Below are 24,465 nucleotides of genomic sequence, written 5' to 3'. Positions count from 1 at the left end.
CGAAGCCCGCCCTACCCGCGTTGTCGATACCAGTTCGACTCCGCCTCAGAACGCGTGCAAGTGCGGCAGGTTCGTCGGGCCGCCGCCACCCAATACGGGCGCTTTCACGACGCGCGGCGGCGGCGGCACATCGTAGACATGGCCGTAGCCTCCACGCGGAGCCGCGCCACCGACGACCCCGTCGAGCTCGATCGCGGACAGCTCCCGCATCGCCTCTGCTTCGATTGCAATAAACGTCATTTCTGCACTCCTGTCGCTGTCGCGAGACTGCCTCGCGTCCATGCGTACAGAATATCGCGGCGAACACTCCGCCGCCGTGATTGCGATCACGCAAAATCAGGTTGCAACCGACCCCTTCCCTGCCGTCTCCAGCCGGAACGCCGCTGCAAACAGCGCGCGCGTGTAATCGGTCTTCGGGTTCTTGAACAGCTCGGCCGCCTGGCCTTCCTCGACCACCTTGCCGCCGCGCATCACGATGAGATGGCTCGCAAGCGAGGCCACGACGCGCAGATCGTGTGAGATGAACATGTAGGTGAGTTCGCGCTTGCGCTGGAGCTCGCGCAACAGGTCCACCATCTGCGCCTGGAACAACATGTCGAGCGCGCTGGTCGGCTCGTCCAGCACGACGAAATCCGGCTCCAGCACCACCGCCCGCGCGATGCTGATGCGCTGGCGCTGCCCGCCCGAGAACTCGTGCGGATAGCGGTAGCGGGTGTCCGGCTTCATCCCGACATCCTCGAGCGCCTTGACGACGCGCGCCTCGCGCTCCTCGCGCGACAGCGTTGGCTGGTGCACTGAGAGACCTTCGGCGATGATGTCCGCGATCGACATGCGTGGGCTGAGCGAACCGAACGGATCCTGGAACACGATCTGCATGTCGCGCCTGAAAGGCCGCATCTCCTTGAAGCGCAGGCCCTGGATGTCCTTGCCCAGGAATACGATGCGTCCATTCGACGAGATCAGCCGCAGCAATGCGAGCCCCAGCGTCGTCTTGCCCGAGCCGGATTCACCGACGACACCGAGTGTCTCGCCCTTGCGTACGGCGAGGCTGACGCCGTCGACCGCCTTGATGTGACCCACCGTCTTGCGCATCAGGCCGCGCTTGATCGGAAACCATACCTTCAAATCGTCGGCCGACATCACCACGGGCGCATCCGGCTGCGGCGGCGCTGGATCCGGCTTCGGCTCCGCCGCCAGCAGGTCCCGCGTGTAGGGATGTTTCGGAGTCTTGAAGACCTGCTCGACCGGTCCCTGCTCGACGATCTCGCCCCCCTTCATGACACAGACCTGATCGGCGATGCGGCGCACGATGCCGAGATCGTGGGTGATGAACAGCAGGCTCATGCCGAGCCGTGCGCGGATGTCCGCAAGCAGCGCCAGGATCTGCGCCTGCACGGTAACGTCGAGCGCGGTGGTCGGCTCGTCCGCGATCAGCAGGTCCGGCTCGTTGGCGAGCGCCATCGCGATCATCACGCGCTGGCGCTGGCCGCCGGAAAGCTGATGCGGATAGCTCTTGAGCCGTGTCTCGGGCTCGGGAATGCCAACCTGCGTCAGCAGCTCCAGCGTGCGCTGGCGCGCCTGCGCATTGCTGGTCGGATTGTGCAGCTGGATGATCTCGCCGATCTGCGCCTCGATCGTGTGCAGCGGATTGAGCGAGGTCATCGGCTCCTGGAAAATGATGGAGATGTCGCTGCCGCGAATCTCCCGCATCTGTTGCTCCGACTGGTCGATCAGCTCGCGCCCCTTGAAGCGGATGCTGCCCGAGGGATGCGACGCGTTCGGATAGGGCAGCAGCTTCAGGATCGAAAGCGCGCTGACCGACTTGCCGGACCCGGATTCGCCGACCAGCGCCAGGCACTCGCCGCGCTTGATCTGAAACGAGACCTTGTCGACCGCAAGCGTCGTGGCGCCGCCCTGATGGAAGGCCACCGAGAGGTCGTGCACGCTAAGCAACGGCTGGTTGATCGCGTCCATCGTCTACCTGAAGGTCTTGCGCGGATCGAAGGCGTCGCGCACGGCTTCGCCGATGAAGATCAAAAGCGACAGCATGATCGCGACCGAGAAGAAGCCGGAAAAGCCGAGCCAGGGCGCCTGCACGTTAGACTTGCCCTGCGCCAGCAGCTCGCCGAGCGACGGCGATCCGGGCGGCAGCCCGAAGCCAAGGAAGTCGAGTGCCGTCAGCGTCATGACCGACGAGGAGACGATGAACGGCAGGAACGTCATCGTCGCGACCATGGCGTTCGGCAGCAAATGCTTGAACATGATCACGGCATTCGACACGCCGAGTGCCCGCGCCGCCTGGATGTACTCGAAATTGCGCCCGCGCAGAAATTCCGCGCGCACGAGTCCGACCAGCGACACCCAGGAAAACAACAGCAGGATGCCGAGAAGCACGAAGAAGCCGGGCACGAGCACCGACGACAGGATCAGCAGCAGATAGAGCGAAGGGATCGCAGTCCATATCTCGATGAAGCGCTGGAACAGCAGGTCGATCCAGCCGCCGAAATAGCCTTGCACCGCGCCGGCGGCGATGCCGACGACGGAGGAGATGATGGTCAGGCAGAGGCCGAACAGCACCGAGATACGGAAACCATAGATCAGGCGCGCGATCACGTCGCGGCCCTGATCGTCGGTCCCGAGCCAGTTGTATTCGAGGTCGCGGCAGCTCTTGAGGCCCTTCTTCTCGACCACAGGCTTGCACTGCGCTTCGGTCAGCATCCAGGTCGGCGGCGACGGCGCTGGCGTCGGCAGATCGAGATTATGGGTGTCGTAGGAGTAGCGGATCAGCGGCCAGACGATGCTGCCGCCCTTCTCCTTGATCAGCTTCTGCAGATAGGGATCACGATAGTCGGCCGCGGTTTCGAAATCGCCGCCGAAGGTCGTCTCGGAGTAAGTCACGAAGGCCGGCCAGTAGAGATGACCGTCAAACTTGACCAGGAATGGCCGGTCGTTGGCAATCAGTTCGGCGAACAGCGAGGCCACGAAAAGGAACATGAAGATCCAGAGCGACCAGTAGCCACGCCGGTTCGCCCTAAAATTCTGCCAGCGGCGCCTGTTGAGCGGCGATGGCACGAACGGCTTGCGCGTGATCGGCACGGCGTCGCCGAGGGGCGACTTCGCAGTGGTCTCGATCGGGGTGGGGGCGGTCAGCGTCATCAGACCTCCCGTGCCTCGAAATCGATCCGCGGATCGATCCACATGTAGGTCAGATCCGAGATGAGGTTGACGACGAGGCCGACGAGCGAAAAGATGAAGAGCGTGCCGAACACCACGGGGTAGTCGCGGTTGAGAACGCTTTCGAAGCTGAGCAATCCCAACCCGTCCAGCGAGAAGATGGTCTCGATCAGAAGCGAGCCTGAAAAGAAGGCGTGAATGAAGGTGCTGGGAAAGCCTGCGATCACGATCAGCATCGCGTTGCGGAAGATGTGGCCGTATAGCACCTGGTTCTCGCTGCAGCCCTTCGCGCGCGCGGTCATCACATATTGCTTGCGGATCTCGTCCAGGAACGAGTTCTTGGTCAGGAACGTCATGGTGGTGAACGCGCCGAGCCCCATGGCGATCAGCGGCAGCGTCAGATGCCAGAAGTAGTCGATGATCTTCCAGTACCAGGGAAACTGCGACCAGCCGTCCGACGTCAGTCCGCGCAGCGGGAACCAGTTGAAGAACGAGCCCCCGGCAAACAGGATAATCAGGAGGATCGCGAACAGGAAGCCGGGTATGGCATAGCCAAGCACGAGCACGGACGACGTCCAGGTGTCGAAGCGCGATCCGTCCTTGACTGCCTTGCGGATGCCGAGCGGGATCGAGATCAAATAGGTCAGGAGCGTCAGCCAGATGCCAAGCGAGATCGAGACCGGCAGCTTCTCCTTGACGAGCTGGAGTACGCTGACGTCGCGAAAATAGCTCTTGCCGAAGTCGAAGCGGGCAAAATTCCACACCATCAGCGCGAAGCGTTCCGGCGCAGGCTTGTCGAAACCGAATTGCACCTCGAGCTTCTTGATGAAATCGGGGTCGAGGCCCTGCGCACCCCGATATTTCGAGTTGATGGCATCCGCGCCGGCGCCGACCTGTCCCGGCGCGCGCTGCGCAAAATCGCTACCGCCCGAAATGCGCGAGGTCCCGCCGGTGTCGGCGCCCGAAAGCTGCGCGATCACGCGCTCGACTGGGCCGCCCGGCGCGAACTGCACGACGATGAAGGAGACGAAGAGAATCCCGAGCAGGGTCGGGATCATCAGGAGGATGCGGCGGGCGATATAGGCACTCATGATTATTTCGCCTGCTCGAGCTTGGCGGCCTTGGCGCCATCATGCCACCAGATATCGGGAGCACCGACGCCGTTGGCATAGCGCGGCAGCTTCTGCGGGTGGCCGAACTGGTCCCAATAGGCCAGCCGGTGCGTCTTGTTATACCATTGCGGCACCCAATAGCGGCCGGCGCGGAACAGACGGTCGAAGGCGCGGCAGGCGATGGTCAACTCCTCGCGGCTGTCGGCCGTCATGATCTTCTCGATCATGGCGTCGATGGCTGGGCTGGCGATGCCCGCGAGATTGTATGAGCCCTTGGTTGCCGCGACCTGGGAGGAGAAGAACGAGCGCATGGCATCGCCCGGCGTCGCCGACATGCTGAAGCGCTGGATCGTCATGTCGAAATCGAAATCTTCCTGGCGCACCTTGTATTGCACGGCATCGACGAGACGCACGCTCGCTTCGATGCCGAGCGTGCCCAGGTTCTTGATGTAGGGCGCGTGATGCGGCTGGAACGAAGGCTCGTCCAGCAAGAACTCGATCCTGAACACCTCGCCATTCGGCAGCACCCGCTTGCCGTCCTTGATGGGCACACCGGCCTCGGTCAGCAATTGCTGCGCCTTGCGCAACAGGGCGCGATCCTGGCCGGAGCCATCAGAGACCGGAGGCGAGAACGGCGCGGCGAACACTTCGTCGGGAACCTGACCGCGAAACGGCTCCAGGAGCTTCAGCTCTTCCGGCGGAGGAGGCGAGTTGCCCGCCATGAGGTCGGAGTTCTGGAACGGCGACACGGTACGGGCATAGGCGCCGTACATGATGGTCTTGTTGGTCCACTCGAAGTCGAAGGCATTGGTCAGTGCCTCGCGCACGCGAGGGTCTTTGAACTTGTCACGCCGCGTGTTGATGAACCAGCCTTGCGCGCCGGACGGCGTATCGTCGGGCACGACCTCCATCTTGACCCGACCGTCCTTCACGGCCGGAAAGTCATAGCGCGTCGCCCATATGCGCGAGGTGAACTCCTCGCGATAGAGGTAGTTCTTGCCGGTGAAGCCTTCGAAGGCAACGTCGCGATCGCGATAGAATTCATAGCGCACGACATCGAAATTGTAGCTGCCGCGGCAAACCGGAAGATCGGCAGCCCACCAATCCTTCACCCGCTCGAATTCGACGTAGCGATTGACCTCGAACTTGCCGACCCTGTACGGACCCGAGCCGAGCGGAATCTCCAGGGACGATTCGTCGAACGGGCGAGACGCATAATAAGCCTTCGAGAAGATCGGCAGGCTCGCGACATAGAGCGGCACGTCGCGCGCCCGTCCCTTGGCGAAAGTGACGACCAGCGTCGCATCGTCGAGAGCCTCTGCGCTGACGAAGTCACGCATCTGCACGATGATCAGCGGATGGCCCTTGGTCTTCAGCGACGTCAACGAGAACGCCGCGTCGTGCGCGGTGAGCTTCGTGCCGTCGTGGAATTTCGCTTCGGGTCGCATCGTGAAGCGATAGACGAGCCTGTCCGGCGATATCTGCACGGATCTGGCGGCAAGCCCGTACATTGCGTCAGGCTCGTCGTTTGCGCGCACCATCAGCGGCACAAACGTCATGTCCATGCCTTGCGCGCCGTCACCCTTCAGGATGTAGGCATTGAGCGAGTTGAAGGTCTGGTAGGACTGATTGTAAGCGCGCACCGACGGAATGAGGGAGAACATACCTCCCTTCGGCGCATCGAGATTGACGTGCTCGAAATGGTGAAAGTCGGCCGGGTACTTGAGATCGCCGAACGCCGAGATGCCGTGCGCCTCGCCTCCCCCTTCCGAAGCCTGCGCACCGCGCGACAGCGGTGCGCCGAGTGACACCCCGAAGGCGCCGCCGGCCCCTAAGGCCAGCACATGGCGGCGTGACATCTGCGTCATGCGGGAGGTGTCCTTCACGACTTCTTTGCGATCCGCGCCGCCTTGTCTGCGTCGTACCACCACACGAACGGGAAGCCGGACTGACCGTATCTGGGCAATTCCGCCGGCCGGCCGAAGCGGTCCCAGCGCGCGGTGCGCACCTTCGAATAGGTCCATTGCGGCACGACATAATGATTCCACAGCAGCACGCGGTCGAGCGCCTTGGTTGCGGCGACGAGATCGTCGCGATCCCTGGCGTAGATCACCCGCTCGATCAGCTTGTCGATCGCAGGGTTCTTGATGCCGCTGATGTTGCGCGACCCGGGAATATCGGCGGTCTTGGACGACCAGAACTCGCGCTGCTCGTTGCCCGGCGACTGCGACTCGCCCCAGGAGTTGGTGACGACGTCGAAATCCCATTCGCGCGTCCGGTTCTCGTATTGCGTCGGATCGACCGTCCTCACGCTCACGGCGATGCCGAGGCGCTCCAGCGACGGCTTGTAGAACAGCGTGACCCGCTCGAAGCTCGGATCCTGGTTCAGCAGCTCCATGGTGAACTGCGCACCGGTCTTGACGTCGACCAGCTTGCGGTCGCGCACCTCGTAGCCGGCCTCCTTGAACAGGCGCAACGCCTCGCGCAGATTGTCGCGCACGGCTTCCGGACTGCCGCCGACCGGATTGGTGTAGGCGGTCGTGAAGACTTCGGGCGGGACTTCAGAGCGAACGGTCTCGAGTATATCGAGTTCTTTGCCCTGAGGCAGACCGGTCGCCATGAGCTCGTCGATGCCGTCGAAATAGCTGCTGACGCGCTTGTACTGGCCGTAGAAGATCTGCTTGTTCATCTCCTCGAAGTCGAACGCGTAGTTGAGCGCACGTCGTACGCGGGGATCACTGAACTTGGCGCGGCGCAGGTTCGGCACGAAAGCCTGCATGACGCCCGAGCTGCGATTGGCGAATTCCTCGAGGATGACCCGCTTTTCCGTCACCGCCGGGAAGTCGTAGGCCGTCGCCCAGTTCTTCGCGCTGTTCTCGGTGCGCCAATCGACCTGATCGGCTTTGAAGGCCTCGATCGCCACGGTGGCGTCGCGGAAATATTCGTAGCGCATCTCGTCGAAATTATTGCGGCCCACATTGGCGGCGAGATCGCGCCCCCAATAATCCCTAACGCGCTCCAGCGTCATCGACCGCCCGGCAACGAACTCCTTGACCTTGTAGGGCCCGGACCCAAGCGGCACTTCGAGCGTGGTGGCGGAGACATCGCGCTTGCGGCCCTGCGCGTCCGTGCCCTCCCACCAATGCTTCGGCAAGACCGTGAGCTGCCCAACGATCTGCGGCAATTCGCGGTTGCCGGGCGCGTCGAATACGAACTTCACCTCGCGCTCGCCGACCTTCTCGGCCTTCACCACATGGCTGTAATAGGCCGAATACATCGGGTGATGCTTCTTGAAGGAATCCAGCGAGAAGATCACGTCGTCCGCGGTGACAGGCTTGCCGTCGTGCCATTTGGCCTGCGGCCGTAAGCGATATGAGACGAAGGAAAAGTCGTCCGGGTGGCTGACCGCTTCCGCAAGCGCGCCGTACTCGGTCGAGACTTCGTCGAGCGCGGGCGTGAGCAGGGATTCGTAGATGAATGCGACGGCGCCGGCGACCTGCCCCTTCACCCCTGAGACCACGATGTTGAAATTGTCGAAGGTGCCGACCGCAATCTGGCGCGCGACACCGCCTTTGGGCGCGTCCGGATTGACGTAGTCGAAGCGCTTGAAATCGGCGGGGTACTTGACCTTTCCGAACAACGACAAGGCATGGCGCCAAGGCAGCGCATTTGAAGCCGCCTCGCCGGCAGATTGAGCATGAGCGGCGCCGATGACGGGGACGCCCGCGAGGGAACCAAAAGCGGGGAGTGCTACGGCAGCTGTGCCGGTGAGCAGGAGATCGCGTCGGGTAATGGCCAAATCAACATCCCTAGTCTTGAAGGAGGTTACCCCTTTAAGGGCTCAATATAGGCGAGGTTTCGACCGAATATGTTGCTTTTTCCTCATCTTGGAAGCCCGGACGGCCCGTCCGATGCGGCCAAACGCCCCGATAAACTCACCGCGAGGCCCGGATACGGAAACGGCCAGGCTTTTCAGCCTGGCCGCATCGTCCAAGATCGGTTCTTGAGGCGTTACTTCGACGCCGTCGGCAGCGGCTGCGGATGCTCCGACAGCGAATTGAGATAGGCGATGACGTCGGCGCGCTCGGAATCCTTGGGAATGCCGGCGAAGCCCATCGCCGTGCCGGGGATGAAGCCCTTCGGATTGGCGATGAACTTGTTGAGGTCGTCGAACGTCCAGTTGCCGCCCTTGCCCTTCATCGCGGCCGAGAAGTTGAAGCCGCCACGGCCCTGGCCCCTGGCCTCGCCGACGACGCCATAAAGGTTAGGACCGACGCGATTCGGGCCGCCCTTCTCGAAAGTGTGGCAGGCGCCGCACTTCTTGGCAGCGGCAGCGCCCTTCTCGACGGAGGCCGTCTGGAGCAGCTTTTCGATCGGCTCGGAGGCCGCGGCAGCAGCCCCGCCTTCCTTACCATGACCGGCATCTTCCTTCACGGCGATCTCGAAGCCCGGCTTTTCCGGCAGCTTGGGCGAGAACAGCGCGTTGGCGGTGAAGCTCGTCACCAGCAGGATGAGACAGGTGCCGAGCACGGCACCGAGAATCTTGTTGAGTTCGAAAGAGTCCATTTCCGGCCAGGCCCCACACCGCAAGAAGGAAACAGCGGCCCAAACGGCCGCCAGGACGAGCCTCGGGAGAATCAAACGTTCCTTATTGTTTCCCCGAGTTTTGCCATTGAGATATCGGTTTGCCCGGGGTCTGGCAACCCGTATAAGCGACCCGGCTTTCAGGCCATCCCCATTCCATTTCTCGGCGCGGAAAACGTCCCGTTTCCGGGCCCTTGAACTCAAGCCTTTGAACCAATGACCGACCCTCGCATCCTGGTGCTGATCCCGGCCCGCATGGCAGCCACCCGCCTGCCCGGCAAGCCGCTCGCCGACATCGCGGGCCTGCCCATGATCGTTCATGTGATGCGGCGCGCCGAGGCCGCCGGAATCGGCCGGGTGGCGGTGGCAACCGACACGGCCGAGATCGCGTCCGTCGTGACCGCCCATGGCGGCGAGGCCGTGATGACCCGCTCCGACCACCCATCCGGCTCCGACCGCATCCACGAGGCGATGCAGAAGCTCGACCCCTCGGGCAAGGCCGAGATCGTGGTCAATCTCCAGGGAGACTTCCCGACGATCACGATCGACAATATCCGCGAGGTGCTGCCGCCGCTGGACGATCCGGCCGTGGACATCGCGACGCTGGCCTCGCAGATCCATACCGCGGAGGAGGACCTCGCGCCGAGCGTCGTGAAAGCGGTGGGGACTTCGGTGGGCGGCCGGCGGATGCGCGCACTTTATTTCACCCGCGCGACCGCCCCGACCGGCGACGGACCGCGCTACCATCACATCGGCCTCTACGCCTATCGCCGCGCCGCGCTGGAGCGCTACGTCCGGCTTCCGCCCTCGCCGCTGGAATTGCAGGAAAAGCTCGAGCAACTCCGGGCGCTGGAGGCCGGCATGCGGATCGACTTCACCATCGTCGACACCGTGCCCCGCGGGGTCGACACGCCCGCGGACCTCGAGACCGCCCGCAGCATCCTTTCCAAATCCTGATCCGCTGTTACAAGGCCCGTCATGAGCAAGCTGAAAATCGCATTCCAGGGCGAGCCTGGCGCCAATTCCCACATCGCCATCGTCGAGGCCTATCCCGACGCCGAGCCGATGCCCTGCGCCACCTTCGAGGACGCGCTGTCGGCGATCTCGTCGGGCGAGGCCGATCTCGGCATGATCCCGATCGAGAATTCGGTCGCGGGCCGGGTCGCCGACATCCACCATCTGCTCCCGGCCTCCGGCCTTTTCATCGTCGGCGAGTGGTTTCTGCCGGTCCGGCATCAACTGATGGCGGTGAAGGGGACCAAGCTCGAAGACATCAAGAGCGTCGAGAGCCACGTCCACGCGCTCGGCCAGTGCCGGCGCATCATCCGAAAGCTCGGCATCAAGCCGATCGTGCACGCCGACACAGCCGGCAGCGCTCGCGACATCTCTGAGCGCAACGACAAGACAGTCGCAGCGATCGCCTCTCGCCTCGCCGCAAAGATTTACGGCCTCGACATTCTGGCGGAGGACATCGAGGACGAGGCGCACAACACCACGCGCTTCGTGGTGCTGGCGCGTGAGCCGAAATGGGCGGCGCAAGGTTCGGGCCCGCTGGTCACCACTTTTGTCTTCCGGGTGCGCAACCTTCCCGCCGCGCTTTACAAGGCGCTCGGCGGCTTTGCCACCAATGGCGTCAACATGACCAAGCTCGAGAGCTACATGGTCGACGGCAATTTCTTCGCCACGCAGTTTTACGCCGACGTTGATGGCCACCCCGACGACAAGGGGCTCGCCTTCGCGATCGAAGAACTGAAATTCTTCTCGCGCGAATTCCGCATCGTCGGCGTGTATCCCGCTCACCCGTTCCGCGCGACGATGGAATGATCTCGTGTCCCGGACGCGCGTAGCGCGAGCTGGGACCCAGAGACTGCGATGCTCGCAGCGCGACGGGCCCGGGCTCTGCAGCGCATCACTGCGTGCTGCGCCGCGTCCGGGGCATGAGAGCTTCTACGCAGCCGCCTTGAGCCCGAATGCTTCCGCCAGCAGCGAATACGACCTCTTCCGCGCGTCGTGGTCGTACACCGCCGTGATCACCATCAGCTCATCCGGCTTGCTGGAATCGAGCAGCGGCTGAAGCTTCCTCTGTACCGTCGCAGGGCTGCCGACGAACAGGCGCGAGCGGTTGCGGAGGATCAAGGTGCGCTCGGCGTCGGAGTACGGATAGGCCAGCGCCTCTTCGACGCTCGGCAGCGGCAGATATTGGCCGCGGTCGCGGCGAAGCCGGTTGAGGTCGAAGGACGCCGCGAGCTTTTCGGCCTCCTCGTCAGTGTCGGCCGCGATGACAGCAACCGCGAGGATCGCGTGCGGGCTCGCGCTCCAGGCCGAGGGCTGAAATCGGTTGCGGTAATGCACCATCGCATCGATCGCATCATGGGATGCAAAGTGATGGGCAAAGGCGAATCCCATGCCGACTTGCGCCGCCAAGTCCGACGAATAATCGCTGGAGCCGAGCAGCCAGATCGGCGGCAACGGCGTGTCGTCGGGCATCGCGACGACGTTGTGATAGGGATGTCCTGCGGGGAATTCTCGGGTCTGCCACAAGATCAGCTCGTGCAGCCGCTCCAGGAAATCATCGCCCTCGCGGCGGTCGAGCCGGCTGCGAAGCGCATACGCCGTGGCGCCGTCGGTGCCGGGCGCGCGGCCGAGGCCAAGGTCGATGCGGCCGGGAAACAGCGCCTCCAGCATCTTGAAGCGCTCGGCCACGACCAGCGGCGCGTGGTTCGGCAGCATCACCCCGCCTGAGCCGACCCGGAGATGCTTCGTCACCGCCGCGATCTGCCCAATCATCACGTCGGGCGCGGGGCTCGCGACGGAGGCGAGGTTGTGATGCTCGGCGAGCCAGTAGCGGACATAGCCGAGCCCATCGACGTGACGCGCCAGATCGATGCTGTTGCGCAGCGCCGCGGCGGGTCTTGTGCCTGTGGTGACGACGGAGAGGTCGAGGACTGAGAGCGGGATCATGGCGCGCTAACGTAGTGGAGGCTGGCGGAGCGGCAATGGGCAGACAACGCAGGTCTGACGTGTGCCGGCCGCGAACCCGTCAGCCTGCTCGAAACGCAATGTTGGGACAGAATTCACCTCCATAACACGACGCACACATTGCCCACCCAAGAGAGGCCGGCCCATTACCCTCAAGCACTCGACTATACACATGATATTTCTAATATTATTCCTCTGGAACGCTTCCCACTCGAATTGGATGCAGTGCAATATTCGGCATATATCCGCAATAGGTGGGCCATTTCCCACATCCGATGGGCTGTCGAGAGGCCCCTCTTTGCCCTATCTTAGCCTCTCCCAATTAGCGCTGACCGACGGCCGCCAAAATCTGGAGTGAGTGGTGCCATGACCGATCCGACGACGCCTGCCCACGCCGGGCAAGACGGGCACCTTGCCGTCCAGCGGCCTGCGATCTCCTTCGAGTTCTTTCCGCCCAAGACGGAAGATATGGAACGCAATCTCTGGGACACCATCAACCGGCTGGCCCCGCTCGATCCGAAATTCGTCTCGGTGACCTATGGCGCCGGCGGCTCGACCCGTGAGCGCACTCATTCCACCATCGCACGCATCCTGAAGGAGACCGCGCTGCTGCCGGCCGCGCATCTGACCTGTGTCGGCGCCTCGCGCGGCGAGATCGACGAGATCGTCGACCGCTATCACGAGGTCGGCGTCCGCCACATCGTCGCCTTGCGCGGCGATCCGGCCGGCGGCATCGGCACGCCCTATTCCAGCCATCCCGACGGCTACCAGAGCTCGGCCGATCTCGTCGCGGGGATCAAGAAGCGGCATGCGGATATCGAAGTCTCGGTCTCGGCCTACCCCGAAAAGCACCCCGAAGCGCGCGACTTCGACGCCGACATCGACACGCTGAAGGCCAAGGTCGATTCCGGCGCGACCCGCGCGATCACGCAGGTCTTCTTCGATAACGACCTCTACTTCCGCTATCTCGACCGCGTCCGCGCGCGCGGGATCAACATCCCGATCGTGCCCGGCATCATGCCCATGCACAATTTCAAGCAGGCGAGAGCCTTCGTCACCCGCGCCGGCACCAGCGTGCCGGACTGGTTCGCCGCCAAGTTCGACGGCCTCGACGACGACGCCGAGACCCGCAAGCTGGTGGCCGCGACCGTCGCAGCCGGCCAGGTGCAGAAGCTGGCGAAGCGCGGCGTCGACACCTTCCATTTCTACACCATGAACCGCGCCGATCTCGTGTTCGCGATCAGCCATTTGCTCGGCATCCGCGCCAAGAGCGCGCAGAAGGCGGCGTAATCGAAATGACCGTACCCATCTCTCCCAAGCGAACTGCCCTGCTCAATGCGGCGCGCGAGCGCATTCTCGTGCTCGACGGCGCCATGGGCACGATGATCCAGAACCTCCAGTTCGACGAGGCCGCCTTCCGCGGCGGGCGCTTCAAGAACTTCCATCGTGACCTGCGCGGCAACAACGATCTTTTGATCCTGACCCAGCCGCAGGCGATCGAGGACATCCACGCCGCTTACTTGCGCGCCGGTGCCGACATCGTCGCCACCAACACCTTCTCCACCACCTCGATCGCGCAGGCCGATTACGACCTCACTGACATCGTCTACGAGATGGCGCGCGAAGGCGCACGCCTGGCCGGCAATGCCGCACGGCGCGTCGAGGCCGAGGACGGCAAGCCGCGTTTCGTCGCCGGTGCCATCGGCCCGACCAACCGCACCGCCTCGATCTCGCCCGACGTCTCCAATCCCGGCTACCGCGCCGTCACGTTCGACGACTTGCGCAAATCCTATGGCGAGCAGATCAACGGCATGCTCGACGGCGGCGTCGATCTGCTTCTGGTCGAGACCATCTTCGACACGTTGAACGCCAAGGCCGCGCTGTATGCGATCGCCGAGATCACCGAAGCGCGCGGCATCGACGTGCCCGTGATGGTGTCGGGCACCATCACCGACAAATCCGGCCGCCTGCTCTCGGGCCAGATGCCGGAGGCGTTCTGGCATTCGGTGCGGCACGCCAAGCCCATTACCATCGGCTTCAACTGCGCGCTCGGCGCCGAGGACCTGCGCGCGCATATCGCCGATATCGGCCGCGTCGCCGATACGCTGGTGTGCGCCTATCCGAACGCCGGCCTGCCCAACGAATTCGGCCAGTATGACGAGACGCCGGAATACATGGCACGCCTGGTCGGCGAGTTCGCGCGTGACGGCCTCGTCAACATCGTCGGCGGCTGCTGCGGCACCACGCCGGAGCATATCGCTGCGATCGCCGCGGCCGTCGCCCCGCACAAGCCGCGCATCGTGCCGGAGATCGAACCGCGCCTGCGGCTTTCCGGCCTCGAGCCATTCGTGCTGACGGACGCGATCCCGTTCGTAAACGTCGGTGAGCGCACCAACGTCACGGGCTCCGCACGCTTCCGCAAGCTGATCACCGCCGGCGACTACACCGCCGCGCTGCAGGTCGCGCGCGACCAGGTCGAGAACGGCGCGCAGATCATCGACGTCAACATGGACGAGGGCCTGCTCGACTCCGAAGCGGCGATGGTGACGTTCCTCAACCTCGTCGCCGCCGAGCCCGACATCGCCCGCGTCCCTGTGATGGTCGATTCCTCGAAATTCTCGGTGATCGAGGCCGGCCTGAAATGCGTGCAGGGCAAGCCGGTCGTCAACTCGATCTCGATGAAGGAAGGCGAGGAGAAGTTCATTCACGAGGCCAACATCGCCCGCCGCCATGGCGCGGCCGTGGTGGTGATGGCGTTCGACGAGGCCGGCCAAGCCGACACGTTCGCGCGCAAGACCGAGATCTGCAAGCGCGCCTACGACATCCTGGTAGATCGCGTCGGCTTCCCGCCGGAAGACATCATCTTCGATCCGAACATCTTCGCGATCGCGACCGGCATCGAGGAGCATAACAATTACGGCGTCGACTTCATCGAGGCGACGCGCTGGATCCGCCAGAACCTGCCGGGCGCGCATATCTCCGGCGGCGTCTCGAACCTGTCGTTCTCGTTCCGCGGCAACGAGCCGGTGCGCGAGGCCATGCACTCGGTGTTCCTGTATCACGCCATCAAGGCCGGCATGGACATGGGCATCGTCAATGCCGGGCAGATGATCGTCTATGACGACATCGATGCCGAGTTGCGCCAGGTCTGCGAGGACGTCGTCCTCAACCGCGACCCCGGCGCTTCCGAGCGCCTCCTCGCGCTGGCGGAGAAATTCCGCGGCAACAAGACCCAGACCAAGGAAGCTGATCTGGCCTGGCGCGAATGGCCGGTGGCCAAGCGCCTGTCGCATTCGCTGGTGCACGGCATCACCGAATTCATCGAGGTCGACACCGAGGAGGCCCGCAAGGAATCCTCGCGCCCGCTCGACGTCATCGAAGGTCCGCTGATGGCCGGCATGAACGTGGTCGGCGATCTCTTCGGCGACGGCAAGATGTTCCTGCCGCAGGTGGTGAAATCCGCGCGGGTGATGAAGCAGGCGGTAGCCTGGCTGATGCCGTTCATGGAAGAGGAGAAGGCGCGCAACCTCGCCAACGGCATCGGCACCGAGGGCTCGTCGTCGGCAGGCAAGATCGTGCTCGCGACCGTCAAGGGCGACGTCCACGACATCGGCAAGAACATCGTCGGCATCGTGCTCCAGTGCAACAACTTCGAGGTCATCGACCTCGGCGTGATGGTGCCTGCGGCCAAGATCGTCGAGACCGTCAAGGCGGAGAAGGCCGACATCGTCGGCCTGTCCGGCCTGATCACGCCCTCGCTCGACGAGATGGCGTTCTTCGCCGCCGAGTTGCAGCGCGAAGGGTTGAAGCTGCCGCTGCTGATTGGCGGCGCCACGACCAGCCGCGTACATACCGCGGTCAAGATCGACCCGAACTATCGCGCCGGACCCGTCGTGCATGTCAACGACGCCAGCCGCGCCGTCGGCGTCGCCTCCTCGCTGCTTAGCCCTGAGAAGCGCGAGGCCTATGCGGCCGACGTGCGCACCGAATATGCGAAGATCTCGGATGCGCATTTCCGCGCACAGGCCGACAAGAAGCGGCTGAAGCTGGATGTGGCCCGCGCCAACCGCGTGCCGGTCGACTTTGCCGCGCACAAGCCGGTGACGCCGACCTTCCTCGGCATCCGCAGCTTCGACGACTACGACCTCGCCGAGCTCGTGCCCTATATCGACTGGACGCCGTTCTTCCAGACCTGGGAGCTTGCCGGTCGCTTCCCCGCCATCCTCGACGATGCCAAGGTCGGCGAGGTCGCCCGCTCGCTGTATGACGACGCGCGAAAGATGCTCGACCTGATCGTCAGGGAGAAATGGTTCCGGGCGCGCGCCACGGTCGGCTTCTGGCCCGCGAATGCGCAAGGCGACGACATCGTGCTCTATGCCGACGAAAGCCGCACGAAGACGATCGCGACGCTGCACACGCTGCGCCAGCAGCTCGAGAAGCGCGAGGGCCGCTTCAACGCGGCGCTGTCCGACTTCATCGCGCCTGCCGGCACTGGCATTCCCGACTATGTCGGCGGCTTCGTCGTCACCGCCGGGATCGGCGAGGACGCGGTCGCCGACCGCTTCAAGATGGCCAATGACGACTACTCCTCGATCCTGTGCAAGGCGCTGGCCGACCGTCTGGCCGAAGCGTTCGCCGAGCGCATGCATGCCCGCGTGCGCCGCGAGTTCTGGGCCTATGCGCCGGACGAGGCGCTGTCGACCGACGAGCTGATCCTGGAGAAGTACCAGGGCATCCGCCCCGCGCCAGGCTATCCCGCCCAGCCCGATCACACCGAGAAGGCGACGCTGTTCGAGCTGCTCGATGCCGAGAACACTGCCGGCGTGAAGCTGACCGAGAGCTTTGCGATGTGGCCGGGCTCCTCCGTATCCGGGCTCTATTTGGCGAACCCCGAGAGCTATTATTTTGGCGTCGGCAAGATCGAGCGCGACCAGGTCGAGGACTACGCCGCGCGCAAGGGGATGACGGTGACCGAAACCGAACGCTGGCTCGCGCCGGTGCTGAACTACATCCCATCGCGCGAGGGAGCCGACAAGGCGTTCGCGGCAACGCCCGCGAACGACGAGACGCCGAAGGACCTCGCCTCGCATCCGCCGGGCTGCACCTGCGCGGTGCATCTGGTCTGGCAGAAGAAGCGCGCGGGGGCGGGGTAGGCCCCGCCTTCGTTCGAAAAAAACCAAAAGGTCTAAAACAACCCCATGCACAGTAAGGATGGGGTTGAAAGGTCTAGTAGATTTCTGTTTTGGCGAATTTGCTTGCTCCGTCGGGCAAAACACCTGTAATATTCCATCATCGCCAGCCGCGCGTTTCGGACTTCGCCAGATGCTGTGCGCTGCAATCTCCTGTCTCGGACGCGCCAAGCGCGACCCGGGACCCAGAAGGCGGCACCCGAGAACGCGATGAGATGCGCACGGTTTTTTTATCTCGCGGGAACCGCGCACCTGTGAACTCGTTCACTTGTCCACTCAACCTCGGTTGGTTAGTCTATCGGTGTACTACCAAACCGACGATTTGCTTGGGATCGAACATATGAAGCAGTTCATTGCACTGTTCGTCGCCGCGATCGCTCTCGTCGTGCTGCCCACGATTGCCGCGGCGGACTGTCCGAAAGGCTACGTGCCATGCGGCGAGAAAAATCAGTTGTGCTGCCCGGGAAAGTAGTTGGCCGCGGGTGGTTTTGGCTAGGTAGCGGCGTCTGTGTCGCGATCGCGCTGGTGATGGTTGCTGTCTACGCCGGATACCCGCGAAAGAAACAGACGATCACCGCCATCCTCTCCGAGACCGGATATTTCGAGGTCGTGCCGCCAAGCACGTTCGGCGGTCCCGGCACCATCAACACGATCGAATATCTGAGCAACGGCAGGCTCGAATTGCATCCGACCTGCGAAGTCGATCCGACATTGCTGGTCAACAAGATCCAGAAATCCCGGACCGTGGACCGGGACCTGAAGCAGTCGCTCGAGAAGAAGCTCGACGTGTCGGCCCAGGTCACGGAGAAGCTGTCGGCCGTCGCCGGGATGCAGCAGGTCGAGGCGGTCAAGCTCAAGCTTGAGAACGCCAACATTCTGCTGATTTCCGACGAGTCGCTGATCTCGACCCGGAACGCATTGCTGAAGTCCGAATGCGAGGACGCGGTCGCCCAGAACATTTCCAGCGGCGGCGTCGTGTGCCAGACGCGGTCCGTCCTGGAGGCCGATGTCGTCTATGAGATCAAATACAGCAACAAGATCTCGATGGAGGAGAAGGCCAAGCTGACATCCGAGATCGCAGCGAAGCTCGACCTCGACGTCCACGAGGGCGCGGACGACAAGGTGTCCGGGTCTCAATTGTTCTTCGGCATCAGGCTGTCGCCAAATCCGATCGTCATGAAAACGGCGGCGGGCGAGGTCAACCCCTGCACGCGGAAATAGCCCGCGTCACGTATGCCACCCTCCCTGGTGGGGTCCGAGACGAGCGCAGTTCGCTCGTGGCTCGCTTCGCATGGAGTAGCGCAATGCGAAGCGGGCTGGGGTGACAGTCTCTCCACCGAAGCGCTGCCCGAATTGAGAGATCACCCCACCCGCTCGCGCTACGCGCGATCGACCCTCCCCCTCCAGGGCAGGGCAATCGCATATGGTTCACGAAGACTGCGCAGGCTTGCTCCGCCTCTCCCGCTTGCGGGAGAGGCCGACGCGCTCGCAGAGCGCGGCGGGTGAGGGCTCTCACCACACCGGGACATTCTTCGCAATTCTCGACGATCCCGACGCGGCGCCCCCCCACCCCAGCCCTCCCCGCAAGCGGGAGAGGGAGCACACTGCCGATACCGCCGCATCACACCATATGCGATTGCCCTGCCCTCCCGGGGAGGGTAGGCGGCCTAGCCGCTCGGCGGCGCCAGCGGCTGCACGATCTCCCGGAACGGCGCCAGCGCCTCGCAACGCTCGGCATGCGCCGCGAGCGCAGGATAGCGGGCGGCATCGAAGAGTTGCGGATGCGCTTCGCCAGTGAAGCGGAGGACGCAGGCCACGATCACGTCTGCGTGGCCGATGCGCTCGCCGAGGAAATACGGCGTCGGCACCTTCGCCCGTTCGTCTTCCAGCACCCTGAGCACGTCGTTGATCTGCGCCTCGCAGCGCGCGACCCACAGCGCCAATTGCTCCTTTCGCAGCACGCGCTCATAGACCAGGCTCACGGCCTTGTCGCCGAGGCCGGAGGCCAGGGCGCAGATGCGCAGATGCCGACGTCGTTCGGCGCCCGCGCGCGGCAGCATCGCCTTGTCGGGACCGACAAGCTCATCGAGATGGTCGAGAATGAACGCGCTCTCGATCAGCGCCTCGCCGTCGTCCAGCACCAGCGTCGGCACACGGCGCAGCGGATTGTACGGCGCGATCTTGTCGGCATCGCCGAAGGTCGACCACGGCCTGTGCTCGAAGGCGGTGCCGTAAAGCCGCAGAGCAATCGCGACGCGGCGGACGAAGGGGGAATCGTATTGGCCGATCAGGAACATGGTTCGCGCTCCTCTCTGTCTCTGGATAAGGCACGGTCATCCAGTTCATCGCCATTGCGAGCCCGTCGCAACAAAAATCTTGGAAGGAGAGCATTGCGCTCGACGCAGCAAAGCGGAATCAATGCACAACCTATCAGCCGGGGCCATGTCATGTATCTGCGATGTCTCACTGCGCTTGCCCTGATCGCCACGGCAAGCGCGGCCCACGCCCAGGACCGTCCGATCGGCTTCCAGACGCCGTCCAAGAACATCGCCTGCCAGTTCTTCACCGACAACGGACAGGGTGTTCTTCGTTGCGATATCATGAACCTGGAAAGCCGCCCGCGCCGGCCCGCCGATTGCGAACTCGAATGGGGCAACGCCTTCGAGATGAGCGCGAAAGGAGCTGCGGGGCGCATCTGCGCCGGCGACACGGTGATGGACCCGTCACTGCCGGTGCTGGCATATGGCGAGGTGTGGCAGCGCGCGGGGTTTACGTGCCGGTCGGAGCAGAGGGGACTGACGTGCTTCAATGCGATGCAGCGGGGGTTTTCGCTGGCAAGGGCGAAGCAGGAGGTGTTTTGAGGGCCTGCTTGGTCTCCTCTTCTCCATAGTTAGAATTAAAGGTAGTATTGGCAGTTGCAGCGCGAAGCGCATGCTCTGGTCAGCACAAGACGAGGCAATTGGTGGAAACGCAGAAATCGCTAGCGGACAAGCTCTTTCCGATCGTGACGGAGCCAGAAGAAGTCGAGCTAAAGAACGTCCCCCCCGAACAACGGCGCCTTCATACCGAGACCGCAGACCTAACAGTAGCGTCGCTACATCAATACGTTACGTCTGGAAAGATCGAGATTCCGGAATTTCAGCGTGGCTATGTTTGGACAAGGAATCAAGCTTCTCGCCTGATTGAATCTTTGATCATCCAATGCCCAATACCAGTGGTCTATTTCAGCCAAAGCCCGGATAACAAACTGATCGTTATCGACGGCAACCAGCGGCTACTGACGATAAAATTCTTTCTCAATGACGCATTCGAGCTCCAAGGTCTGACAACCTATCCCGAGCTAAATGGATTTACTTGGAGCAGCCTAGATCCGCGGTTTAGAGATCACATAAATAATCGAACAATACGTTGCATTACGATCTTGAAGGACACACACCCACAAATCAAATTCGACGTATTCGAACGTTTGAATACCGGCTCAGTTAAGCTGAACGCGCAAGAGCTTCGGCACGGCCTGAATCACGGTGTCTTGATGGCTCGCATCGATGATTTGGTGAAGCGAGAAGCTTGGAGGAAGGCGACAGGATTCAGAGGCGACAAACGCATGAAGGGCGCTGAACTCGCCCTCCGTTTTTTCGCATTTCGCCATGAACGTGCGTCGTATACCAAACCTCTATCGAGTTTCCTCGACCAATTCAGTGCTTCGCACCGGAACATTGACGACACGCAGATGTCACAGTGGAGCAACGAGTTTATACTGGCGATGAGGCGCAGATTTTGAAAAGTATTCCGCGCGAATATCAAGCTTGGCCGATCTTCGATCCGAACTTCCTGTTCCCTCCGTACTTCGACGGAAAGCTCTTTCATGAAAAGACCGCGTATCCATCTTTCAAGAATCTTAGGCGGCTATTCCTCCGCGTAGGCATTGACAACTTCCAAGCGCAGATGAATCGCTTGTTAAGGGGGGACGTAGAAACTCTGGTCGAGAACTTTCAGAGCATTCGAACTGCACTAGCTCATTCATCACCTCCTGCGCTCACGCTACTTGACGTCAAGAATAATCTTACAGACATGGATCGCTTGGTGCGGTGCATCGATCGTGTTTTTTTCCGGCACGTAGCGAGACATGGTGGCGTCGTTTGCTGGACATGACTCTTAGCACTTTCCCCTCCTTCATCGTTCGCCCCCTTCACTGCACGCGCCTACTGTCCCGGATTATGCCGCCCTCGATCCGAGGCTACGATGCCGTCGCACGTGTGTGCCTTTTCGAAGAACGACCGCAGCACCGCACTCGGTCATTGCGAGCGCAGCGAAGCAATCCAGACTGTCTCCGCGGAGGGATTCTGGATTGCTCCGCTGTGCTCGCAGTGACGGCGGGGAAGCAGATGCACACTACTCGATGATTGGCACATGCCTTGCCGCATCACGCGGCGCGGTGCCGTCGAGGCGTGGATCGTCGGCGATCTCGATCTGGCGGCGGAACGGGCGGAAGCCGGAGCGCTGGTAGAACGCCACGGCCGACGGATGATCGAAGGTGCAGGTGTGGACCCAGACGCGACTGACATCGCGTGACCATGCCATCTCCAGCGCGCGGTTCATCAGGAAGCGGGCGGCGCCGGTGCCGATCAGCCCGGCGGCGACGCCGAAATAGACCAGCTCGCACTGGCCGGCCTCGCGGAAGTCCAATTCGAGCAGGCCTTCATCGCGGCCGCCCACGACCAGTGCATGGACTTCAATTCCCGGCGCGTGGATGATCGCGGCAAGCTCGGCGTCGTTCATGCGCGCCCGCGAAAACCACAGCCATTCCTCACCGGCGCGGCGGTGGAGATCGCGGTACCAATGAAGCGCGGGCGCATCGGCCTTGCGCAGGGTCCAGCTACCCGGCGGATCGTCACGGCGCGCTGGACGCGTCGTCATCTCCAGATGGGTGACGACGGCGGCGATCTTGCCGACCGGGACGTCGGAATATCCGTCGGGGAGGATCATCCTTGTTTGCTCGATTTCATTGCGGGAACGTTCCAGAATTGGCGCTACACACTCCGTCGTCGTCCCGGACAAGCGGAGCGCAGATCCGGGATCCATAGCCACAGGGAGCAGTTTGGCGAAGACTCCGAGTTCGGTACTCCTACCGCAATCTCCAGATCGATTCCGCGGTATGGGTCCCTGCTTTCGCAGGGACGACGGCGTGGATAGAGGCGCGCTACCCCTCCCCCTCGTCACTCGCCAGCACGCCCTTCACCGCGCGCGCCCAGCCGGCCAGCTTCCGCTCGCGTGTCGCCTGGCTCATGGCTGGCTTGAAGCGGTGCTCGAGGCGCCAGTTGTCGGCGAACTTGGTCGGCTCGGGATAGACGCCGGCCTGGAGGCCGGCGAGATAGGCGGCACCGAGTGCCGTGGTCTCCTGAATAACCGGGCGATCAACCGGTGCATTGAGGAGATCAGCGAGGCGCTGCATGGTCCAGTCCGACGCGGTCATGCCGCCGTCGACGCGGAGCACGACGCTGGCGGTTTCCGAACTCGGCCAGTCGGCGCGCATCGCGGCCCACAGATCAAACGTCTGGTAGCAGACGCTCTCCAGCGCGGCGTGGGCGAGCTCGGCCGGGCCGGTGTTGCGGGTGAGGCCGAACAGCGCGCCGCGCACGCGCGGATTCCAGTAAGGCGCGCCCATGCCGACGAAGGCCGGGACGAGATAGACGCTCTGCAGGGAGTCGGACTGATCGGCGAGCGGGCCCGTCTCGGCGGCGTGCTTGATGATGCCGAGGCCGTCGCGCAGCCACTGCACCGCGCTGCCCGCGACGAAGATCGAGCCTTCGAGCGCGTAGGTGCGTTTGCCGTCGAGCTGATAGGCGATGGTGGTGAGCAGCTTGTTCTTCGACACGACCGGCGTGGTGCCGGTGTTGAGCAGCGCGAAGCAGCCGGTGCCGTAGGTCGACTTCATCATGCCCGGGCGGAAGCAGGCCTGGCCGATGGTCGCGGCCTGCTGGTCGCCGGCGATGCCTGAAATGGCGATGGCGCCGCCGAACAGGTCCGGCGTGCTTTCGCCGAAATGGGCGGAGGAATCCTTCACCTCAGGCAGCATCGAACGCGGCACGCCGATGATCTCCAGCAGCTGGTCGTCCCACTGGCCGGTGTGGATGTTGAACAGCAGCGTGCGCGAGGCGTTGGTGGCGTCGGTGGCGTGCACCTTGCCGCCGGTGAGGCGCCAGAGCAGGTAGCAATCGACGGTGCCGAACATCAGCTCGCCGCGCGCGGCGCGCCCCCGCGCGCCGGGGACGTGATCGAGGATCCAGGCGACCTTGGTGCCGGAGAAATAGGGATCGATGATCAGGCCGGTTTTTTCCGAGATCACCGGCTCGTGGCCGTCGGCTTTCAGTTTTGCGCAAATGTCGGCGGTGCGGCGGTCCTGCCAGACGATGGCGCGGTGCACGGCCTGGCCGGTGGCGCGGTCCCACACCACGGTGGTCTCGCGCTGGTTGGTGATGCCGATCGCGGCGATGTCCTTCGCGGTGATGCCGGCCTGTTCGATCGCATCGCGGCAGACCATCACGGTCGAGGTCCAGATGTCCTCCGGCTCGTGCTCGACCCAGCCCGAGGCCGGAAAATGCTGCGGAAACTCCTGCTGCGCGCGGGCGGCGATCGAGATATCGCTGCGAAAAACGATGGCGCGCGACGAGGTGGTGCCCTGGTCGATGGCGAGGACGAAAGACATGGTAGCTACCCTGGCGTTTGGCTCGGCGTTTCCCCGGGGGGATCATTTGTCGGGCCAAAGGGAGCGGATTGGAGGCGGAAGGTCAAGGTAGGGCTCTCGCTTACCCTCCCCTGGAGGGGGAGGGTCGGGTCGCATGCAGCGAAGCGGAATGCGAACCGGGGTGGGGTGACAGACTATCCGCGAATGTGTTGCTCCTTATTGTCTGCAGCGTTTCTTCGATCCGGTGATACCGCCTTTGCGGCTTCACCCCACCCCGCTCGCGCTACGCGCGATCGACCCTCCCCCTCCAGGGGAGGGTAAACAAGGCGCGTCCCGTCTAGGTGCGACGGTGTTTCAACGGTGTAGCTTCTGCCTCGCGCGATCCATAGAGCTCTACATAGATTCGCTCGAGCACGGCCGTCAGATCGGCCGTGATCTCCGAGTTCCAGAAGCGGATGACGCGATAGCCTTCGTTCTCGAGCCAGCTCTGCCGCGCACCGTCTCGCTTTGCTGTCTCGTCTTCGTTGTGGTGGCCACCATCAAGTTCAACAATGAGACTCTTGGCCGGGCAGAAGAAGTCGACGACGTAAGGGCCGATGGGAGCTTGTCGACGGAAGTGGGAGCCTTCGATCGGAAGCTCTTTCAACGCGCGCCACAACACCCGCTCATGCGGCGTCGTGTTCGCCCTCAGCCTCTTCGCGGCGGCGCGGCGGATTGATGTTGAGACCATTTGCCTGGCTTC

At 63.2% G+C, this 24,465-nt stretch carries 20 protein-coding genes; 8 read left to right on the top strand and 12 right to left on the bottom strand.

All coding sequences use genetic code 11. The features are described 5' to 3' along the window. Positions 1 to 45 precede the first annotated feature (45 nt). From FNV92_RS04795 to FNV92_RS04765, 7 genes are all read right to left on the bottom strand, one after another. Positions 46 to 240, bottom strand: coding sequence for a hypothetical protein (locus FNV92_RS04795; RefSeq protein ID WP_143841892.1), 195 nt, complete (start codon positions 238 to 240; stop codon positions 46 to 48). Between the two features lie 96 nt (positions 241 to 336). Beyond that, on the bottom strand, positions 337 to 1,974 hold the full coding sequence (locus FNV92_RS04790; protein WP_143841893.1) for an ABC transporter ATP-binding protein: 1,638 nt from the start codon (positions 1,972 to 1,974) through the stop codon (positions 337 to 339). Between the two features lie 3 nt (positions 1,975 to 1,977). After that, positions 1,978 to 3,156 carry an ABC transporter permease gene (locus tag FNV92_RS04785; protein ID WP_014439614.1) on the bottom strand — a complete coding sequence of 393 codons (1,179 nt, stop codon included), beginning with the start codon at positions 3,154 to 3,156 and terminating at the stop codon, positions 1,978 to 1,980. After that, on the bottom strand, positions 3,156 to 4,265 hold the full coding sequence (locus FNV92_RS04780) for a microcin C ABC transporter permease YejB (protein WP_143841894.1): 1,110 nt from the start codon (positions 4,263 to 4,265) through the stop codon (positions 3,156 to 3,158). The genes FNV92_RS04785 and FNV92_RS04780 overlap by 1 nt, the downstream gene beginning before the upstream one ends. Before the next feature lie 2 nt (positions 4,266 to 4,267). Further along, the gene (locus FNV92_RS04775; RefSeq protein WP_143841895.1) at positions 4,268 to 6,154 is read right to left on the bottom strand and encodes an extracellular solute-binding protein; all 1,887 of its coding nucleotides are present in this window, start codon (positions 6,152 to 6,154) and stop codon (positions 4,268 to 4,270) included. Positions 6,155 to 6,168: 14 nt separating this feature from the next. Continuing rightward, positions 6,169 to 8,085, bottom strand: a complete 1,917-nt coding sequence (locus FNV92_RS04770) for an extracellular solute-binding protein (RefSeq protein WP_143841896.1) — start codon at positions 8,083 to 8,085, stop codon at positions 6,169 to 6,171. Between the two features lie 212 nt (positions 8,086 to 8,297). Next, positions 8,298 to 8,852 (bottom strand): c-type cytochrome, encoded by a 555-nt coding sequence (locus FNV92_RS04765; protein ID WP_014439609.1) that lies wholly within the window; start codon positions 8,850 to 8,852, stop codon positions 8,298 to 8,300. A gap of 234 nt (positions 8,853 to 9,086) precedes the next feature. Here FNV92_RS04765 and FNV92_RS04760 point away from each other — a divergent pair, with 234 nt between their 5' ends. Both FNV92_RS04760 and FNV92_RS04755 read left to right on the top strand, forming a co-directional pair. Next, positions 9,087 to 9,827 carry a 3-deoxy-manno-octulosonate cytidylyltransferase gene (locus FNV92_RS04760; protein WP_143841897.1) on the top strand — a complete coding sequence of 247 codons (741 nt, stop codon included), beginning with the start codon at positions 9,087 to 9,089 and terminating at the stop codon, positions 9,825 to 9,827. A gap of 21 nt (positions 9,828 to 9,848) precedes the next feature. Then, positions 9,849 to 10,694 (top strand): prephenate dehydratase, encoded by an 846-nt coding sequence (locus tag FNV92_RS04755; RefSeq protein ID WP_014439607.1) that lies wholly within the window; start codon positions 9,849 to 9,851, stop codon positions 10,692 to 10,694. A gap of 123 nt (positions 10,695 to 10,817) precedes the next feature. On the opposite strand, the gene FNV92_RS04750 is transcribed toward FNV92_RS04755, so the two are convergent. Next, entirely contained in the window at positions 10,818 to 11,831 is a 1,014-nt protein-coding gene (locus FNV92_RS04750; protein WP_143841898.1) for an LLM class flavin-dependent oxidoreductase, read from the bottom strand. Between the two features lie 384 nt (positions 11,832 to 12,215). Between FNV92_RS04750 and metF the strand changes: the two genes are divergently transcribed. From metF to FNV92_RS04730, 4 genes are all read left to right on the top strand, one after another. Continuing rightward, positions 12,216 to 13,139: a methylenetetrahydrofolate reductase [NAD(P)H] gene (gene metF, locus FNV92_RS04745; protein WP_168213350.1), complete on the top strand. Its 924-nt coding sequence runs from the start codon at positions 12,216 to 12,218 to the stop codon at positions 13,137 to 13,139. 5 nt (positions 13,140 to 13,144) lie between these two features. Then, positions 13,145 to 17,002, top strand: coding sequence for a methionine synthase (gene metH, locus FNV92_RS04740; protein WP_143841900.1), 3,858 nt, complete (start codon positions 13,145 to 13,147; stop codon positions 17,000 to 17,002). Between the two features lie 376 nt (positions 17,003 to 17,378). Beyond that, complete coding sequence (locus FNV92_RS04735) at positions 17,379 to 17,510, top strand: hypothetical protein (protein WP_259173430.1); 132 nt, start codon at positions 17,379 to 17,381, stop codon at positions 17,508 to 17,510. 56 nt (positions 17,511 to 17,566) lie between these two features. Then, positions 17,567 to 18,259 (top strand): hypothetical protein, encoded by a 693-nt coding sequence (locus FNV92_RS04730; RefSeq protein WP_244623812.1) that lies wholly within the window; start codon positions 17,567 to 17,569, stop codon positions 18,257 to 18,259. 446 nt (positions 18,260 to 18,705) lie between these two features. Here FNV92_RS04730 and FNV92_RS04725 read toward each other — a convergent pair whose 3' ends face one another. Further along, positions 18,706 to 19,335 carry a glutathione S-transferase family protein gene (locus FNV92_RS04725; protein ID WP_143841902.1) on the bottom strand — a complete coding sequence of 210 codons (630 nt, stop codon included), beginning with the start codon at positions 19,333 to 19,335 and terminating at the stop codon, positions 18,706 to 18,708. A gap of 93 nt (positions 19,336 to 19,428) precedes the next feature. Here FNV92_RS04725 and FNV92_RS04720 point away from each other — a divergent pair, with 93 nt between their 5' ends. Continuing rightward, complete coding sequence (locus FNV92_RS04720; RefSeq protein ID WP_244623767.1) at positions 19,429 to 19,899, top strand: DUF6636 domain-containing protein; 471 nt, start codon at positions 19,429 to 19,431, stop codon at positions 19,897 to 19,899. Positions 19,900 to 20,000: 101 nt separating this feature from the next. Beyond that, positions 20,001 to 20,819, top strand: coding sequence for a DUF262 domain-containing protein (locus FNV92_RS04715; RefSeq protein ID WP_168213351.1), 819 nt, complete (start codon positions 20,001 to 20,003; stop codon positions 20,817 to 20,819). Positions 20,820 to 21,430: 611 nt separating this feature from the next. Here the strand turns inward: FNV92_RS04715 and FNV92_RS04710 are convergent. The 3 genes from FNV92_RS04710 to FNV92_RS04700 form a co-directional block, all read right to left on the bottom strand. After that, positions 21,431 to 22,024, bottom strand: a complete 594-nt coding sequence (locus tag FNV92_RS04710; protein WP_143841904.1) for a GNAT family N-acetyltransferase — start codon at positions 22,022 to 22,024, stop codon at positions 21,431 to 21,433. A gap of 214 nt (positions 22,025 to 22,238) precedes the next feature. Beyond that, positions 22,239 to 23,744, bottom strand: coding sequence for a glycerol kinase GlpK (glpK, locus tag FNV92_RS04705; RefSeq protein ID WP_143841906.1), 1,506 nt, complete (start codon positions 23,742 to 23,744; stop codon positions 22,239 to 22,241). Positions 23,745 to 24,060: 316 nt separating this feature from the next. Beyond that, complete coding sequence (locus FNV92_RS04700; RefSeq protein ID WP_244623813.1) at positions 24,061 to 24,384, bottom strand: endonuclease domain-containing protein; 324 nt, start codon at positions 24,382 to 24,384, stop codon at positions 24,061 to 24,063. Positions 24,385 to 24,465 lie beyond the last annotated feature (81 nt).

The organism is Bradyrhizobium cosmicum (assembly GCF_007290395.2).
In the GTDB taxonomy this organism is placed as follows: Bacteria; Pseudomonadota; Alphaproteobacteria; order Rhizobiales; family Xanthobacteraceae; genus Bradyrhizobium; species Bradyrhizobium cosmicum.
Note: the sequence above shows the minus strand (reverse complement) of the source record. Positions and strands in the feature narration are given on the sequence as shown.

Bases quoted from the DNA above. Each gene is read 5' to 3' on its own strand.
- FNV92_RS04795 (WP_143841892.1), bottom strand. From the start codon at position 240: ATGACGTTTATTGCAATCGAAGCAGAGGCGATGCGGGAGCTGTCCGCG.
- FNV92_RS04790 (WP_143841893.1), bottom strand. From the start codon at position 1,974: ATGGACGCGATCAACCAGCCGTTGCTTAGCGTGCACGACCTCTCGGTG.
- FNV92_RS04785 (WP_014439614.1), bottom strand. From the start codon at position 3,156: ATGACGCTGACCGCCCCCACCCCGATCGAGACCACTGCGAAGTCGCCC.
- FNV92_RS04780 (WP_143841894.1), bottom strand. From the start codon at position 4,265: ATGAGTGCCTATATCGCCCGCCGCATCCTCCTGATGATCCCGACCCTG.
- FNV92_RS04775 (WP_143841895.1), bottom strand. From the start codon at position 6,154: ATGACGCAGATGTCACGCCGCCATGTGCTGGCCTTAGGGGCCGGCGGC.
- FNV92_RS04765 (WP_014439609.1), bottom strand. From the start codon at position 8,852: ATGGACTCTTTCGAACTCAACAAGATTCTCGGTGCCGTGCTCGGCACC.
- FNV92_RS04760 (WP_143841897.1), top strand. From the start codon at position 9,087: ATGACCGACCCTCGCATCCTGGTGCTGATCCCGGCCCGCATGGCAGCC.
- FNV92_RS04755 (WP_014439607.1), top strand. From the start codon at position 9,849: ATGAGCAAGCTGAAAATCGCATTCCAGGGCGAGCCTGGCGCCAATTCC.
- FNV92_RS04750 (WP_143841898.1), bottom strand. From the start codon at position 11,831: ATGATCCCGCTCTCAGTCCTCGACCTCTCCGTCGTCACCACAGGCACA.
- metF (WP_168213350.1), top strand. From the start codon at position 12,216: ATGACCGATCCGACGACGCCTGCCCACGCCGGGCAAGACGGGCACCTT.
- metH (WP_143841900.1), top strand. From the start codon at position 13,145: ATGACCGTACCCATCTCTCCCAAGCGAACTGCCCTGCTCAATGCGGCG.
- FNV92_RS04735 (WP_259173430.1), top strand. From the start codon at position 17,379: ATGAAGCAGTTCATTGCACTGTTCGTCGCCGCGATCGCTCTCGTCGTG.
- FNV92_RS04730 (WP_244623812.1), top strand. From the start codon at position 17,567: ATGGTTGCTGTCTACGCCGGATACCCGCGAAAGAAACAGACGATCACC.
- FNV92_RS04725 (WP_143841902.1), bottom strand. From the start codon at position 19,335: ATGTTCCTGATCGGCCAATACGATTCCCCCTTCGTCCGCCGCGTCGCG.
- FNV92_RS04710 (WP_143841904.1), bottom strand. From the start codon at position 22,024: ATGATCCTCCCCGACGGATATTCCGACGTCCCGGTCGGCAAGATCGCC.
- glpK (WP_143841906.1), bottom strand. From the start codon at position 23,744: ATGTCTTTCGTCCTCGCCATCGACCAGGGCACCACCTCGTCGCGCGCC.